The organism is Xanthomonas euvesicatoria pv. euvesicatoria (assembly GCF_020880415.1).
GTDB lineage: Bacteria > Pseudomonadota > Gammaproteobacteria > Xanthomonadales > Xanthomonadaceae > Xanthomonas > Xanthomonas euvesicatoria.
This window is the reverse complement of record NZ_JAJIUJ010000034.1, coordinates 47,938-63,030: the sequence shown is the minus strand read 5'-3', so window position 1 is coordinate 63,030 and position 15,093 is coordinate 47,938. Positions and strand designations below refer to the sequence as shown.

General features: G+C 67.4%; 15 protein-coding genes. 3 read left to right on the top strand and 12 right to left on the bottom strand.

Annotated elements, in window-relative coordinates; genetic code table 11:
- Positions 1-71: 71 nt before the first annotated feature.
- Positions 72-461 carry a bleomycin resistance protein gene (locus LN450_RS05155; RefSeq protein ID WP_011349093.1) on the bottom strand — a complete coding sequence of 130 codons (390 nt, stop codon included), beginning with the start codon at positions 459-461 and terminating at the stop codon, positions 72-74.
- Positions 462-569: 108 nt separating this feature from the next.
- Entirely contained in the window at positions 570-980 is a 411-nt protein-coding gene (locus LN450_RS05150; protein ID WP_008577812.1) for a hypothetical protein, read from the bottom strand.
- A gap of 239 nt (positions 981-1,219) precedes the next feature.
- Here LN450_RS05150 and LN450_RS05145 point away from each other — a divergent pair, with 239 nt between their 5' ends.
- The 3 genes from LN450_RS05145 to LN450_RS05135 all read left to right on the top strand — a co-directional run bounded on the left by LN450_RS05145 (position 1,220) and on the right by LN450_RS05135 (position 3,711).
- The gene (locus tag LN450_RS05145) at positions 1,220-1,378 is read left to right on the top strand and encodes a DUF2256 domain-containing protein (protein ID WP_011349095.1); all 159 of its coding nucleotides are present in this window, start codon (positions 1,220-1,222) and stop codon (positions 1,376-1,378) included.
- A gap of 224 nt (positions 1,379-1,602) precedes the next feature.
- Positions 1,603-2,136 carry a hypothetical protein gene (locus tag LN450_RS05140; protein ID WP_039416554.1) on the top strand — a complete coding sequence of 178 codons (534 nt, stop codon included), beginning with the start codon at positions 1,603-1,605 and terminating at the stop codon, positions 2,134-2,136.
- A 552-nt stretch (positions 2,137-2,688) separates the two neighbouring features.
- The gene (locus LN450_RS05135; protein WP_011349097.1) at positions 2,689-3,711 is read left to right on the top strand and encodes a Kelch repeat-containing protein; all 1,023 of its coding nucleotides are present in this window, start codon (positions 2,689-2,691) and stop codon (positions 3,709-3,711) included.
- A 132-nt stretch (positions 3,712-3,843) separates the two neighbouring features.
- On the opposite strand, the gene LN450_RS05130 is transcribed toward LN450_RS05135, so the two are convergent.
- The 10 genes from LN450_RS05130 to LN450_RS05085 form a co-directional block, all read right to left on the bottom strand.
- Entirely contained in the window at positions 3,844-4,590 is a 747-nt protein-coding gene (locus tag LN450_RS05130; protein WP_029820776.1) for a TetR/AcrR family transcriptional regulator, read from the bottom strand.
- 211 nt (positions 4,591-4,801) lie between these two features.
- Positions 4,802-6,238 carry an aldehyde dehydrogenase family protein gene (locus LN450_RS05125; protein ID WP_011349099.1) on the bottom strand — a complete coding sequence of 479 codons (1,437 nt, stop codon included), beginning with the start codon at positions 6,236-6,238 and terminating at the stop codon, positions 4,802-4,804.
- A gap of 102 nt (positions 6,239-6,340) precedes the next feature.
- Positions 6,341-7,480: an MFS transporter gene (locus LN450_RS05120; protein WP_033478785.1), complete on the bottom strand. Its 1,140-nt coding sequence runs from the start codon at positions 7,478-7,480 to the stop codon at positions 6,341-6,343.
- 78 nt (positions 7,481-7,558) lie between these two features.
- Positions 7,559-8,200 (bottom strand): hypothetical protein, encoded by a 642-nt coding sequence (locus LN450_RS05115; RefSeq protein WP_029820779.1) that lies wholly within the window; start codon positions 8,198-8,200, stop codon positions 7,559-7,561.
- Positions 8,201-8,204: 4 nt separating this feature from the next.
- On the bottom strand, positions 8,205-9,653 hold the full coding sequence (locus LN450_RS05110) for an aspartate aminotransferase family protein (protein WP_029820780.1): 1,449 nt from the start codon (positions 9,651-9,653) through the stop codon (positions 8,205-8,207).
- Between the two features lie 11 nt (positions 9,654-9,664).
- Entirely contained in the window at positions 9,665-10,345 is a 681-nt protein-coding gene (locus LN450_RS05105; protein WP_011349101.1) for a class II aldolase/adducin family protein, read from the bottom strand.
- Positions 10,332-11,978, bottom strand: coding sequence for a xylulokinase (locus LN450_RS05100; protein ID WP_011349102.1), 1,647 nt, complete (start codon positions 11,976-11,978; stop codon positions 10,332-10,334). Before LN450_RS05100 ends, LN450_RS05105 begins: the two co-directional genes overlap by 14 nt.
- The gene (locus LN450_RS05095; protein WP_011349103.1) at positions 11,978-12,895 is read right to left on the bottom strand and encodes a TorF family putative porin; all 918 of its coding nucleotides are present in this window, start codon (positions 12,893-12,895) and stop codon (positions 11,978-11,980) included. Before LN450_RS05095 ends, LN450_RS05100 begins: the two co-directional genes overlap by 1 nt.
- 82 nt (positions 12,896-12,977) lie before the next feature.
- Complete coding sequence (locus LN450_RS05090; RefSeq protein ID WP_008573850.1) at positions 12,978-13,424, bottom strand: DUF2147 domain-containing protein; 447 nt, start codon at positions 13,422-13,424, stop codon at positions 12,978-12,980.
- Positions 13,425-13,933: 509 nt separating this feature from the next.
- Positions 13,934-14,971, bottom strand: coding sequence for an SMP-30/gluconolactonase/LRE family protein (locus tag LN450_RS05085; protein ID WP_008573847.1), 1,038 nt, complete (start codon positions 14,969-14,971; stop codon positions 13,934-13,936).
- Positions 14,972-15,093: the final 122 nt, after the last annotated feature.

Below are 15,093 nucleotides of genomic sequence, written 5' to 3'. Positions count from 1 at the left end.
AGCACCATCTCATTGGCGAGCGGTGGAATCAGGCGGGGCGAGCAGTGCAGTCGCCTCGCCCACGCAATGCATCACCCGGACGCGATCACCTGCCCGATCCGCAGCAGATTGCCGCTCTCATCGACGATGGCGAACTCACGCATGCCCCAGGGCTTGTCGCCAACCGGGTCGAGCCGTGGAATGCCTTGCTCGGGCAAGGCGGCAAGCTTCATCGCTGCGTGGACGGCATCCACATCGCCTACCCTGATGTAACAGCCCGCATAACAGCCGGCCGGATCCAGGTCCGGATGCGCGAAGAAGTGCAGCTCCACATCGCCACGTCGCAGGATTGCGTAACCTGCATCATGCGGATGCGCATCGCCGACAAAGCCCAGCTGCCGATAGAACGCCACCGTCTGCGGAATCGAACGGCTCGGCAGGGTCGGGATGGTTTGCGTTTCTACATTGATGCTGGTGTCCATGACCAACCTCCGTGTGTCCAAGCTTCAGAAGCGCTTATGTGAGCAGCTCGATGGAAGTGACAGGCTCGCTCCCCACGCGCCTTAAAAGTCCTGGCGGCGGTTACGGTATCAAACCGTATTCGGTCGCGTGACGCCACGCGTCTCCGACAGACGCATCAGCACTACGATCACCAGGACCAGAAAGCTCAGCTCCCATACGTAGAAGGCTGCGCCTATCCGGTCGATCATCACTTCGTGTCCGGCTTCGTTTTTCAGATAGCGGGTGGCACGAAAGGTATCCATGCCGATCAGGCATGCCGACAGCAGCAGGCCCAATGCCGTCCTATCTGATTTGAAGAGGTAACAGAGCCACGCACTGAAGAACAGCAGGTTGCCTAACCAGGCGACGCATTGGCCGTCGAGCACCTGGATCCAGCCGAACAGGAGCAGGACAACGCCGCTCACGTGCTCGGCACCACCATGCAGTGCAGGAAGGCAGAGTGCGGCAACGTACAAAAGGGCCGACGCGACCAGCAACAATGTTTTCACGCACGTCCTTGTTTGAGAATGTGAGCGTGCCGCCTTGCGATGTCCGAGACGTGCCGCCAAACCGCTTCCTGCGAACTATAACAAAGCGTGCGCGCCGGTCTCCCCGCCCATGTACTGCTGTGTTCTGGGCAGCTGCCTGCATGAAGTCCGAGACGGCATTTTGCAGTGGACCTCGCTATGACATGCTTTGCACCCCCCTGCACCGACACGTGTCCCAGTCCTTCCAGCCTATGGCAACACGCAAAAAACAGGATCTACCGGAGAAGGTCTGCGTGCAATGCGGGCGGCCGTTTCGTTGGCGCAAGAAGTGGGAGCGTGTGTGGGACCAGGTGAAGTACTGCTCGGACCGATGCCGGGGCGACAGCAAGCGCCACCGCTCCACGGCTTAGTCGGCACTGCCTCGGACCGGGGGCATGCCGACAAGAGACGGGCCTGTGCCGCCGCACCTCCGAGCGCAGCACGCACAAACGCGCGTTAACGATACCGCTATTTCTTCCCTGCACGCTGTTTCGTGCCGCCGGACTTGGCCGCACGCTTGCTCGTGCTGCGCTTGCTGGCGACGGCCATGTTGTCCACCAGATTCGGATATGGGCGGCCTGCGGCTTTTGCGCGCTTGCGGGCCTGGGTCTTCTGCGATGCAGACAGTGGCTTGGAGCGCGAAGCGCTCTTTGGGCTGGACGTGCTCCAGGGCGCGGACGTCTTGCCTGCACGCTGTTTCGCAGCTGTGGAGGTGCTCTTCTTCTTGGCCGCAGTGCGCCTTGATGGCGCTTTCTTGGTCGCGCCTTTCTTCTCAGCCGCGCTGCTCCTTGCTGCAGCTTTCTTGCTTGCCTTGCTTGCCTTGCTTGCGACCTTGGACGATGCAGTCTTTCTGGCAGAGGCGCTTGCGGCCGCCGTTTTTTTCGTGGTGCGCTTATTCGGTGCGGTCTTTTTTGCGACTGTCTTTTTTGCTGACTTCTTGGCCGCCGTTTTTTTGGCTGCGGCTTGCCTGGTTGCACTCTTCTTTGCTTTAACCTTCTTTACAGCAGTCTTTTTCGAGCCATTTCCGCTGCTGGCGCCCTTCGTCGCGCTTGCCTGGTGCAGGCGCGCGTACACACGCGCTGCCCAGCGCTGGCCTGCATCGCCGCCCCAGAGCAGCCAGGCGATGTAGCCGGCCGATGGCGCCTTGGCATCCGCCCAGCCCTTGCCGCTCTTGTCCACGCTGTGTCGCGCGAAGTACGAATGCATGCGTCCAATGGTCTGTGCAGACAGCGACGTTTGCGCGGAGAGATCGCGCGCACGCGCCACACCAACGGCGGTACCGCCACGGCCGTGCTGCTCGCGCAGGCGCAGTCCACGCGCCGCTGCAGCGGCGACGCTCTTGGGCGGCGTTGTCGCCGAACGGGAAGTTGTCGGGGAACGCGTCACGCAGGTCTCCTGTCATTGCGGTCGCGGTAGTGTTTGCATACGCGGTGCTGTCGGACGTGAAGAGCCGGCGTCTCCCCTGGCACTTGCAAGCAGCAAAGGCACTGGGTTTGATGAAGTGCACTGCGTATCCGGCTGCAACACCGCAATGCAGATGATCGACCACTGCCATCGTCAGCGTGGTGACAGCGCTGCACTGTCGCGGTCGCTACGCGCGTCGCGGCTCTGTCCGCTTTCTGCTATGGCGGTGCGTCGACAGGTAAGTAGACTGGCCGCTCTTTGCAACCAAGGAACACCGATGCATCGCTTGGCAACGTCTTTCTGCGCGGTGTTCCTGCTCGTGGTGACCGCAAGCATGCCTGTCAGCGGGCAGGCCAATGACCTCGAACCAGCCGGATCGACCAGCAAGCAGCAATGGCGCGCGGTGCAGGCGCAGGGCGAGCCGCACGCACGCCACGAAAACAGCATGGCCGCCATTGGCGAGCGCCTGTATTTGCTCGGCGGTCGCGGCGAACGCCCGCTGGATATCTTCGATACCCGCACCCGGCGCTGGTCGCGCGGCAGCGCACCGCCATTGGCGGTCAACCACGCCCAGGCGGCGGTCTGGGCAGGCAAGCTCTATCTGGTGGGCGGGTTTACCGGCGACTATCCCAACGAAGCGGCGTTGACGCATCTGCTGATCTACGACCCGGCCACCGACCGCTGGCAGACGGGCGCGGAGATTCCTGCCGATCGCCGCCGCGGTTCGGCCGGTACCGTCGCGCACGACGGAGTGCTGTATCTGGTGGGTGGCAATACGCGTGGCCACAACAGCGGCTATGTGCCCTGGCTGGACGCCTTCGACACGCGGACCCAGCGCTGGACGCGCCTGCCCGATGCGCCGCATGCGCGCGATCACTTCCAGGCCGTGGTGCTCGACGGCAAGCTCTACGCGGGCGGCGGGCGCCGGTCTTCGCACGACACCGGCGACACGCTGTCGCAAACAATTCCGCAGCTGGATATCTACGATCTGCGGCAGGCCACCTGGTCGGTGGCCGATGCCACGCTGCCCACCCCGCGCGCGGGCGCGGCAACCGTCGCGCATCACGGCCGGGTCATGCTGTTGGGCGGCGAAAGCACGGCCCAGGTCGCCGGCCACGCGGAGGTGGAGTCCTACGACCCGGCCACCGCGCGGTGGGAGACCGGTCCGGCCTTGCCGCGCGGCAGGCACGGCACGCAGGCGGCACAGGTGGGCGAGGATCTGTACATCGCCGCAGGCAGCGGCAACCGCGGCGGCGGACCGGAACTGCAGGATCTGCTCGTGCTGCCGTCATTGCCCTGAGCGTTGCATGCGGCGCAGGTGTGCTTGCGGCATTCAGCGCCTGCGAGCAGCCGCATTGCACCTGCCAGATGCCTCGGTGCAGGGAAGGCGCGTCCTTCGCAGGCTCTGACGACCGCGCCCGCTGCCGGCCCATCACCCAGCGCGGTTTGAACGCCGTGCCGGTGGCGAACCTCGCCGGCGCTCCACAGCGCTGCCTTTCGGCACATCGGCCGTTGCATCGCGCAACTGCTCGACGTGGCCGGCGATCATCGTGCCGACTGTCTCGGCCACCGCACGGCTGCTCAGTCGCACATCGAACAGCAGCTCCACGGTCGCATAGATCAGGTCCACCACGATGCGGCTGACCAGACGCAGTTGGCGCGGGTCTGCATCGGGGAAGAATTCGGCGAGCATGCGCACCTGCGCCTTGGTGACCTGCGCGTGCGAGTCCAGGCGCACCTGCTGCAAGGCCGGCACCGCACGCAGCGCGCGCAGGATCCAGACACCGCCCTCGGTGGCCTTGGTCACCCGGTAGGTCTCCAGCACCAAGCCGGTCAGCGCCTGCTGCACCTGTTCGCGCGAACCGGACATCGCCTGCGGCGTGATCCACTTGGGCACCAGCGCGTTCTGCCGCTGCATCAGGCGCGTGCCGAGCTCGGACAACAAGGCATATTTGTTGGGAAAGTAGCGGTACAGCGCCGGTGGCGTCAGTCCGGCATGCGCACAGACCAGATTGGTGGACAGCCGTTCCACGCCGACATCGCCGAGCAATTGCGCGGTCACCGCCAGGATATGTTCGTAGGTCTCGGTCGCGCGATGCTGGGCCGGGAGCTTGTTGCCGGTCAGCCTGGGCGCAGGCGCCTTGAGCGGCGCGCGCGGACGGGACTTGGTCGTGGACATGGGCGGGGGATTCCTCGAACACGGAGTGATGCGTCGGCCAGACCACCGCGACTGCACCTGCGCCGTTGCGTCGCTGCTGCATTGCGCCGGCCAGGCGGCGTCCATCGTCTGCAGTAGCGCCATGCCACCGCCAAGCCATGCGCCTGCACGGCCGGTGTTTGCCAGAGCCACATCATACGCGCTGCGTCGCGGGCGATCTGTGCCGCGCGCGTCATCGGCGGGCCAGCCAGGCGGTCAATGCGGTGGCCACGCGGTGCTGCCAGCCCCGATACGGCGGAAAGAAGGCCCGCGCGGTCAGCAGGCGGCCGCCGCGCAATACCGCACGTTCGTGCGAAAACGCCTTGAATCCATGCATGCCATGCGCGCTGCCGATCCCCGACTGGCCAATGCCGCCGAACGGCAAGCCGGTGTGCATGAATTGCTGCAGGCAGTGATTGACCACCACGCTGCCGGAGCTGCTGCGCGCCAGCACGCGGGCGACCTGTGCGGCATCGTTGCTCCACAGATACAGCGCCAACGGCTTGGCGGCGGCGTCGAGCCCGGCGAGCACGGTGTCGAGATGGTCGAAGGTCACCACCGGCAGCACCGGGCCGAAGATTTCTTCCTGCGCGATGCGCGCGTGTTCCGGAACATCGGCCAGTACCGTCGGGGCGATGAAACGCTGCGCCACGTCATGCTCGCCGCCGGCCACCAGCTCGGCACCGGCAGCGCGCGCTTCATCGATCAGGGCCGCCAAGCGCGCCGCATGGCCGACATGGATCATGCGCGCCAGGTCGGGGCTGGCAGCCACCGCCGCCGCGCTGCTGCCGTAGCGCTGCGCCAGCAGTTCGCGGCACCGCTGCAGCAGCGCCGTGCGGACCTCGCGATGCACGAACAGCGTATCGGGCGCGACGCAGGTCTGCCCGGCATTGACCAGCTTGCCCCACACCAGCACCTGCGCGGCGCGTTCCAGGTTGGCGCTGCGGTCGACGATGCCCGGCGATTTGCCGCCCAGCTCCAGCGTCACCGAGGCCAGCTGGGCGGCAGCGGCGGCCATGACCTGCCGCCCCACTGCCGGTGAGCCGGTGAAGAACACATGGTCGAACGGGCAGGCCAGCAAGCGCTGCGCAGTGGCCACCCCGCCCTGCACCATCGCCACTTCGGAAGGGTCGAACGCCTCGGCCAGCAGCTCGCGCAGCACCGCGTTGACCTGCGGGGTGAATTCGGACGGCTTGAGGATGGCGGTGTTGCCTGCCGCCAGCGCCGAGACCAGCGGCCCCAGCACGGTGGCAACCGGATAATTCCATGGTCCGATGATCAGGCAGCGGCCCTTGGGCTGATAGCCGATCTGCGCGTGCGTGCCCAGCGTCAGCAAGGTGGGCGACACCTTGCGCGGGCGCATCCAGCGCGGCAGCCCGGCGATGGCGGCGGCGATTTCGTCGACCACCGGCAACAGCTCGCTCAGCTCCACTTCCAGTGCCGGCTTGCCGAAGTCGCCGGCAAAGGCGGCATACAGGGCCTGCCGCCGCGCCAGCAGCGCGCTGCGCAACGCGCGCAGGCGCTCGCGCCGCTGCGCGGCGGTGGAACTGCGCCAGGCCGCGGCCACCGGCTGCTGGGCGGCGAACAGTGCCGCGATGTCCTCGGCGCAGACGTCCAGGTCAGCGTGCATGACGCGCACGCCCCTGCTGCAAGCGCACACACTGCAAACGCATCCGCGACCGGCGCGCCGGACGCGCCGGCACGCTGCGGCCCATTCCGCACACGCTGTCGCTCATCGATCCCCCCTGTTCTGCTGCGCTCCGGCCGGCGCCCGGCGGCGCTGGTCGCGGCCGGCTGCCGCCGCCAGGACCGCCGCCAGCAATGCGGCGGCCAGACTGAACGCCGGTACCGGAGCCGGATCATCGTGCTGTAGCAGCAGCGAAGCGAGCAAGGGGCCAGCTGCCGATCCCAGCAACTGCACCGCCGGCACCAGCACCGCCACCCGGCCATGCGCGTCGGCACCGAACGCCAGGCCCACGTGGAAGGGCATCAGGAACATCCAGACCAGGCCGAAGCCCACGCAGGCAACCGTGAACGCGGCAGTGCCGGCCGGCGCCGCACGCGCCATGATGGCCGCCACCGCTGCCAGCACCAGGCTGCCGACCACCAGGGTGCGCGCGTGACCGAGCCGGCGCACCCACCAGATCGCCGCCAGCGCGCCGACGATCTGCATCGCCAGCACCAGCGAGGTGTGCGCCTGCACCGCCCCGGCATCCAGGCCCGCGCGCAACCCCAACGGTTCCAGGTACGCCCACAGCGCGCCGGTCGCGGCCATCTGCACGAAGGCAATCAGCAAGGGCAACAGGGTTGTCGGCGACCAGCGCACGCGGCTGGCCGGCGCGGTTGCGCTCACCGCAGACAGGGTCGCCGGCAGCAACGGTGTCAGCAGGGCCGCGCACAGCGTCACCGCGCCCAGCGCCACGAAACCGCCTTTCCAGCCGGTGGACGGCAGCACCCACAACGCCAGCAGGTTCGCCAGTGCGATCTGCGCCACCGCCTGGGTCAGCATGAACACCGCGGTGACCCGATCCGGCTTGGCCGCGCGCACGATGGTCAGGGTCGCCACCCACAGCAGCAGCCCCTCCGCCAGGCCGGCAGCTGCGCGTACCAGCACGAATGCGGTGTCGCCGACCGCCTGGGTGGTGGCCAGGTCCAGCAGTGCCGCCAACAGCGCCGCCAGCACGGCGACCTGGCGCTGCCAGCGGTGCGGCAACAGCGCATCGCCCAGCGCCACGCCCAGGCCGAGCGCGACGATCTCCCCCATTGCCACGATGCCCACGCCGGAGAGCGTGATCAGCTTCTGCTCGACCAATGTTCCCAGCAGGATCGGCTGCACGCCCAGGATGAGCAGGGCGATCGAACCGATCAACAAACCGGACGGCAATCCCTGCGAGGCGGGAACGGCCACGGCGGACAACGCGGGTGGATGACTGCTGCGCATGAGATGCCCTCAGTAGGCCGTGCTTTCGGTGGGCAGGGCGCCATTGGCGAATGCGGCGCTCGCACGTACCTGGTCCTTGCGCAGACGCCCGTTGGCGATGCGACGCACCCACCACGGCAGCTGCCGGGTGGGTCCTCCGGTGGCCGCCGCCAGCACATACGCCTTTGCGCACTTTTCGAACAACGCGATGTTCAGCGCCAGGCGACGCGCACTGGTACCCAGGCACAGCGGCCGCCGTGCCACCAGCACGGCATTGCCGATCGCCCCGGCCAGCGTGGCCGCCGCGTCGGCCGCGCGCACCGGCGGCGGCATCGGCCCCAGATGCCGCGCCTGTTCGTCGAACACCTGCGGCAACGCGCCGCCGCAGTCGGCCAGGCAGTGGCCGAAGGCACCGGCCGACCACGCCACCGCCCCCACATCGCCACGCTGCGCATAGACCTGCGCATGCAGGCGCTGCGCCGCATCCAGCGCGGCATCCTCGCGCCAGTCCAGCAGCAGCGGCGTTGACGCGGTGGCGCTGCCGATCCACATCTGCGTGGCGCCCGGGCAACGCACCGACAAGGCCGCGTCATCGTCGCCGAGCAAGTGGGAGGCCTGCAGCCGTTCGCGGGTCTGCAGCCAGGTGTCGCGCAGGGCATCGGTGGCGTTCATCGGCTCAGACCAGTGCGAAGACATCGTCGAAACGGTTCAGGGCCTCGTCGATCACCGCATCGGTGTCGGCCATGCTGGTGTAGATGCGGCTACCGGCCAGGGTGATCAGGCCATGCGCCGAATACGCCGCGCCCATCTCTTCCATCATGTGCTTGCGCGCCTTGGCTTCGTTGCGCACGCGCCAGAGTTTGTAGAGGTTGCCGGTGTCCAGCAGCAGCACGCCGGAGGTCTGCAGGTGCACGATCGAGCCCATGTTGTAGACCACGTACGGCAATCCGCGGCGCTGGATGATCGCCTCCAGACCCGCACGCAGGCGATCGCCGGCGCGACCGGCGCGGCCGGCGGCATCGTTCTGCTGCGCTTCCAGCAACGCGTAGTAGCCGGCCACGCAGGACAGCGGATTGGCCGAGAGCGTGCCGCCGACAAAGGCGCGCCGCGCGGTCGTGCCGATGCCGCCCACCAGGCTCATCATGACCTCGCGGCGGCCCCCGATCGCCCCGGCCATCGGATAGCCGCCGGCCAGGCACTTGCCCAGCACGGTGATGTCCGGCGCAACGCCGAAGTAGCCTTGCGCACCGCCGGGGCCCAACCGGAAACCGGTGACCACTTCGTCGAAGATCAGCAGCGCCCCGAACTCGTCGCACAGCGCGCGCACCTGGCGGTTGTAGTCCGCATGCACCGGGCGGGTGCCGCTCTCCGGCCCCAGCGGTTCCAGCAGCACCGCCGCGGTGCCGCCGCGCAGGCGATTGAATTGCAGCTTGCGGCGCAACGCGTCCAGATCGTTGGGCAGGCATTCCTGGGTATGCGCGGTCGCCCCACGCGGAATGCCGATCGCTTCCATGCGGCCGGTGCCGGGCAGGCGCAGGCCGTACACCAACTGGTCGCTCCAGCCGTGATACGCACCGCCGATCTTGATGATCCAGCGCTTGCGGGTATACGCGCGCGCCAGGCGCACCGCGCCCATCACCGCCTCGGTTCCCGAACCGAGCAGGCGCACCATCTCCACCGCCGGCATGCTGGCGCAGACCAGCTCGGCCAGTTTGACCTCGTATTCGTGCAGCAGTCCGGTCACCGGTCCGCACTGGTCCAGCACCTCGTTGACGCGTGCGCGCAACGCCGGCGGGTTGGAGCCGAGCAAGGTCGGTCCGCCGGCCTGCAGGAAATCGATGTAGCGGTTGTCGTCGACGTCGGTCAGGTAGGCGCCCTCGGCGCTGCGCATCGCCAGCGAGAACGGGTAATTGAAGGCCAGGTTGTGCTGCACGCCGCCGGGAATCACCCGCTGCGCGGCGTCGCCCAACTGCTTGGAGCCTTGGCAGCGCTGCTCGAAGTAGCGCATCACCTTGTCCATGCCTTCGCGCCGGACCGGCCGCATCGGCTGTTTGACCAACGCATCGAAGCGGCGATACAGCTGGTCCACATCGGGCCATTGCGAAATCGCGGAAGTCACGCTCATTGTCGGTGCCATCATGTCTGGGAAAGGGAGGACGCGCCGGACGTGTGCCGGCTGGAATCCAGCGCCGTCAGCACCCGCAGCAGGCCGGCAGCGAGGTCGGGCTCGCGCGCCGCACGCGCCTGGATCTGCGTCTGCAGGTGGCTGCGCGCGGCCAGCTCCAACGCTTCGACCACGGTGACGGCCGCCTCCAGGTTGGTGCCGCAGCAGACCACGCCGTGATTGCGCAGCAGATAGGCGTTGACGGTGGGCTGCAGCTGCCGGGCCAGCAGGCGGGCCAGCAGGCCGGTGCCCGACGGCATGTAGCCGGCGATCGGAATCCGTGCACCAAGCAGCCGGCGCAACGCCGGTTGCGTCACCTCCAACGGCGCGCCCAGCAGGGTGCAGGCGCTGGCGACCGGCTGGTGGGTGTGGATGCTGCAACCCACGTCCGGGCGCCGCCGCATCACCTGCGCATGCAGGCCGGTTTCGACCGACGGCGTGCGCGTGCCGTCGAGCTGGTGCAGGTCCTTGGTGCGGACGATGCAGATATCCTCGGCCTGCATGCTCAGGTAGTCGATCGCCGAGGGAGTGACCGCGAAACACTCGGCATCGATACGCAAGGCGACATTGCCGCCGGTGCCGGCCAGATAGCCGCGGCGCGACAGTTCGATGCACAGCGCGACCACGCGCTGGCGTTGTTCAAGGGCAAACATGCGTGGCGACCTCCGGGGCGGGCGCAGGCGTGGAGGGATTGAGCCGTCGGTAGATCGGCGCCAAGGTGCGCTGCAGGTCCTTGAACACCGCGTAGCGGTCGTCGTACAGCGCACGCGTGCCCGCATCCGGCTCGTAGACCCGCCGGGGGCGCTGCAATGCCGCCAGGTCGCCGAAGCCGAGCCGGCCCAGGCCGACCCCGGCGATGAAGGCCGCGCCCACTGCGTTGGCCTGGATCGGATTGTGCAATTGCCGGATCGGCCGGCCGCTGACATCGGCGATGATCTGGCACCACAGATCCGACTGCGCGCCGCCACCGACCGCGGCAATCGTGCCTGGGTCGCAGCCAAGCAGGCGCGCGAACGGCTCCATCATCCAGCGCGTGTTGAACGCCACCCCTTCCATCACCGCGCGGATCATGTCCTCGCGGCTGTGCATCAACGAGAGATTGATCAGGCCCGCACGCAGGCTCGGGTCTTCCACCGGCGTGCGTTCGCCGAACAGCCAGGGCATGTAGATCAACCCGTTGGACCCTGCGGGCACGCGTGCGGCGATGCGATTGAGCACTTCATAGACGTCCGGGCGCTGCTCGTCGCTGAGCAGTTCGTCGGCATGGAACAGGATGCGGTCGCGCAGGAAGGACAGGTTGGCACCGGCGGTGGTCTGCAGGGCGATCGCCAGATAGCGCCCTTCCACCGCGCACGGCACCGCGGCGATCGTACTGCGCACGTCGGTTTTCATGCGCGGCACATGCGCGCCCAACCACGACGAGGTGCCCAGGTACAGGTGCGCGGCGTGGTCTTCCACCGCCGCGGCGACCGCCACGGCCGACGTGTCGATCGCGCCGGCCACCACCACGGTCTGCGGCGACAGGCCCAGCGCCTGGGCCACCTGCGGCAGCAGCGGACCCAGCACGGCAGTGGACGGCACCAGGTCCGGCAACTTGTCGCGCTCCACGCCGACCATGTCCAGCAGGCCCGCGTCGTAGCGAATATGGTGCGGGTCGCGATTGTCGGTGACCCAGGTGGTCAGCATCGAATCGGGAGTGGCGCAGAACCGGCCGGTCAGGCGCAGGTTCATGTAATCGAGCACGTTGAGAAACTTGTGCGTGCGCTGGTAACGCACGGGCTGGTGATCGCGCAGATAGGCGATGTGGCCGGCGCAATCCTTGCCGCTGCGCGCAGGCGCGCCACCGCTCAGGCGCAACCATCGCCACAGGCGCAGGGGATCGTAGCCGCGCACATTGAGCCAACGCCCCTGCAGACGCCGGGCGATGGCCGCCTGGCCGCGCATGTCCAGCCACAGCATGGCGCGCCCGAGCGCCTGGCCGTTATGGTCCACGCAGACGGTGCCTTCGCCCTGGGTCGAGCAACACACGGCCACCACGCGTCGGCGCAGTGCCGCATCGCCCTGCACCACGGCAGCGGCGGTGGCGCTGAACGCGTCCCACCACGCGTGCGGGTCTTGTTCGGCAGCGACGCCCTGCACGTGCAGTTGCACCGGTTCGAACGCCCAGGCGAGCACCTTGCCGTCCAGCGTCACCAACGCGCATTTGCAGCCAGAGGTTCCCAGGTCCACCGCCAGCACCAGCGGCGCATTGCCGCCGGTGTCGTCTGCGAGCGTTTGGGTGCGCATCAGAACGTGTAGCCGATCGAGAACACCAGCGCATCGCCGTCGGTCTTGCGGATACGCTCGCCGTCCTGCACCCAGTACAACTGGTGCGCGTTGGTGTTGGTGGTCAGCCAGTCCAGGTTCCAGTCCAGGCCCCAACGCCGATGGGTGATGCCGATCTGGTAATCGGCGAAGTTGCCTTCGCGAAAGTTGGCCAGTTTCTGGTAGCCGGCATGCAGGCGCAGCGTCGTGGACGGCAGCAGCGAGGGCAGCAACGGCAACTGGGTATTGAGGTCGGCCAACACGGTGCCACGCGAATCCTGTTCGCCGCGCGCGTAGCACTGCAATGCGGCGGTCGGATCGATCGAGAAGCGCAGGATCTGCCCGCACACGCCGCCAGTATCGGCACCGCGGTAGGTCTTGGACACCACATACAACACGCGCCCTTCGACGATGCCGTAGCCCAGCTCCATCACGGCGAAGTCGCTGTTGTAGTTGGTCGTGCGCACGTCGGTCGGGGTGCCGGTTTCCAGGTCGATGCTGTGCGGCGCCATGAAGCGTGCGCCCGGGAATCGCTCGGTGGCCAAGCCCACGCCGGCGTGCCAGCGGTCCGGATTGCCGAAGCGATAACCGCCCGCCAGGGTGACGCCCAGGCCGTCGCCATTGACGAACTGCTTCTTGCTGACCCCGGCCACTTCCAGCAAGGCGACCAGCCCGCTGGCATGCACGAACTGGGTGCTCCACTTGGCCGAGGGCCGCATCAACGAATCGGAGATGCCGCGCGTGCGCTGTTCGCTCATCAGCTTGACCTGGTTGTCGAACTGATAGGTCGCCACGCTGCCCTCGCTGGCCGGGTCGGCTTGCTGGGCCTGCGCCGGCAGGCAAGCCGCACCTTGCAGCAACGCACACGCGACAACCGCGCCGACATGGATCTTCGCCATCTGGATTCCCCCGGTGGATGTGAGTGAGAACCGCCGCGATCGCGGCGGCCGGTGCTGCGCGCGCATGTGGCGCTGGCCGCAGCTAGTGGCTGGCGCACACCGGCGTGGATGGCAGGGCCTGCACGCGGGTGAACAGCATGTTTTCGCCGAGCACTTCGGCGCCGATGAACGCGCGCAGGGTCAGGCTGTCGCCCTTGCTCCGCAGCGTGGCCTTGTAGCGCTTGCCGCTGCGCGGATCGAATGCCCAACCCTCGCGCCAGGTGCCGTTGTCGTCGCGCTCCAGGCGCGCGATCTGCACACCGCAGGTGTCCTTCGGCGTGCCGGCGTCCTTGTCCCACACCACCTTTCCGCACATCGCGCTGGCGGCATCGGTACACGGCGCAAATGCGATGACGGCGTCCTTGGCCGCAGTCAGCCACAGGCCCTGTACCGGCGAGGACGCTGCCGCCAGCGCAGGCATCAGCGGCAGCGCCGCTACGACAACGCACGCCAGGGTGCGCAGCAACCGGGAAACGCAAGCTTCGTTCATTGCCGCAACCCCGCGGGCACCCGCTCATGACAGTAGTGAAAACTACCGTATAGCGATGATTACCTTTTTGCAACAGGCTCAAGCGTGGCGATTGCCTGGACAGCTGCACGCCTTGGCACAGCAGGCGTTGCGCGGTGCAAGAGCGATTCGGTGCACGCCTGTTTTGACGCGCCGCACCACGGTTGCGGTCGCCACGTTGGTGCGGTGAGCCAGGTAAAAGGCCTGGCTCGCAGGCGCTGCGGCCGGCGGTCGGAGGTGCGGGCACCACGCTGCTCGGTAAGACCGGCAGCGGTGGCGCTACGGGCGAGGACGCGTCGTGCGGGCGCGCGTCATGGCCGCTGGCCTTGTCTGCAAGCAAGCGGCCTGTGGCGGCTGGACGATTGACCGAGGCAGTACACAAGGCAGCCGACACGGCGGCAGTACCAGGCGATTGGCGCTGCGGTCAGACACGCATGCGGCCAGACGTGCGTGTCCATCGCGAGGCGATGCAGCGGCATCGCCGCGATCGTCTAGCGCACGAACTGCAGGCCCAGCGACTTCACGCGCACGCGCGCCAGCATCGCGTGCGAGGTCATGTACAGCGTGTGGCCATCGTTGCCGAAGGCGCAGTTGGAGACGGCCTCGCCGGTGGCGATGCGACCCAGGCGTTGGCCGGCGGGATCGAAAACGATCACCCCGCCGGGGCCGGTGGCAAACAACGTACCGTCGGCGGCAACCGCCATGCCGTCGGGCAGGCCGGGAACATCCTTGGCGATCAGGTCGGACGCATCGGCGAACACGCGCTTGCCGGTGACGGCACCCTGTGCATCCAGTGCATACGCCATCCAGATCGGCCGTTGCGGATCGGAGTTGGAGACGTACAAGGTGCGCGCATCCGGCGACAGGGCAATGCCGTTGGGAAAGCTCAGGCTATCGTCCAGCAGATGCACGCTGCCATCGGTGTCCAGGCGATAGACGCCATTGAAGCGCAGCTCCTTGACCGGCGATTTATCCAGATCCTTCAACCCGTACGGCGGGTCGGTGAAGAACACCACGCCATCGCTGCGCCGCACGACATCGTTGGGGCTGTTGAAGCGGTGGCCCTCGAAGGCAGTCGCAAGCGGTGTCTTCTTGCGCGTGACCGGATCGAGCCTGGCCAGGATGCGCGTGCCGGAATCGGCTAGCAGCACCGTGCCGTCGGGCTCGGCGTACAGACCATTGGCGCCGGCTTCGCGCAGCGTGGGCAGTTCCGGGCCGGTGTAGCCGGAGGGCGAGAGCAGGACCGACAGGCCGGCCTGTTCGGACCAGCGATACAGCTTGTTTTCCGGCACATCCGTAAACAACAGATAGCCTCCCTTGCGTACCCATGCCGGGCCTTCGGACCAGGTGAAGCCTTCGGTGAGCTTCTCGATGCGCGCATCGCTTGCCACCACATCACCGAAGCGGCGGTCGAATGTCTGCAGCTGGCCGATGGCCGCAAAACGCGGCGTCGGTGGAGTCTGCTTGGTGCAGGCAGCAAGCACCGCCAGCAACGGCACGGCCAACAGCAGATAAGACGGCAAGCGCATCGGTCAGTCCTGTCTCATGGTTGGGGGCATGATGCCATCATGCGTGTGCAGGCGACTGCGCATAGCGGCCACCAATGCATCGCGCGCATGCATCTATGAGGTGCACGGCACGCAGGAATGCG

Excerpts from the sequence above, each read along its gene's own strand:
- LN450_RS05100 (WP_011349102.1), bottom strand. The coding sequence starts at position 11,978 with ATGCGCACCCAAACGCTCGCAGACGACACCGGCGGCAATGCGCCGCTG.
- LN450_RS05125 (WP_011349099.1), bottom strand. The coding sequence starts at position 6,238 with ATGCACGCTGACCTGGACGTCTGCGCCGAGGACATCGCGGCACTGTTC.
- LN450_RS05105 (WP_011349101.1), bottom strand. The coding sequence starts at position 10,345 with ATGTTTGCCCTTGAACAACGCCAGCGCGTGGTCGCGCTGTGCATCGAA.
- LN450_RS05145 (WP_011349095.1), top strand. The coding sequence starts at position 1,220 with ATGGCAACACGCAAAAAACAGGATCTACCGGAGAAGGTCTGCGTGCAA.
- LN450_RS05090 (WP_008573850.1), bottom strand. The coding sequence starts at position 13,424 with ATGAACGAAGCTTGCGTTTCCCGGTTGCTGCGCACCCTGGCGTGCGTT.
- LN450_RS05130 (WP_029820776.1), bottom strand. The coding sequence starts at position 4,590 with ATGTCCACGACCAAGTCCCGTCCGCGCGCGCCGCTCAAGGCGCCTGCG.
- LN450_RS05155 (WP_011349093.1), bottom strand. The coding sequence starts at position 461 with ATGGACACCAGCATCAATGTAGAAACGCAAACCATCCCGACCCTGCCG.
- LN450_RS05085 (WP_008573847.1), bottom strand. The coding sequence starts at position 14,971 with ATGCGCTTGCCGTCTTATCTGCTGTTGGCCGTGCCGTTGCTGGCGGTG.
- LN450_RS05115 (WP_029820779.1), bottom strand. The coding sequence starts at position 8,200 with ATGAACGCCACCGATGCCCTGCGCGACACCTGGCTGCAGACCCGCGAA.
- LN450_RS05110 (WP_029820780.1), bottom strand. The coding sequence starts at position 9,653 with ATGAGCGTGACTTCCGCGATTTCGCAATGGCCCGATGTGGACCAGCTG.
- LN450_RS05135 (WP_011349097.1), top strand. The coding sequence starts at position 2,689 with ATGCATCGCTTGGCAACGTCTTTCTGCGCGGTGTTCCTGCTCGTGGTG.
- LN450_RS05095 (WP_011349103.1), bottom strand. The coding sequence starts at position 12,895 with ATGGCGAAGATCCATGTCGGCGCGGTTGTCGCGTGTGCGTTGCTGCAA.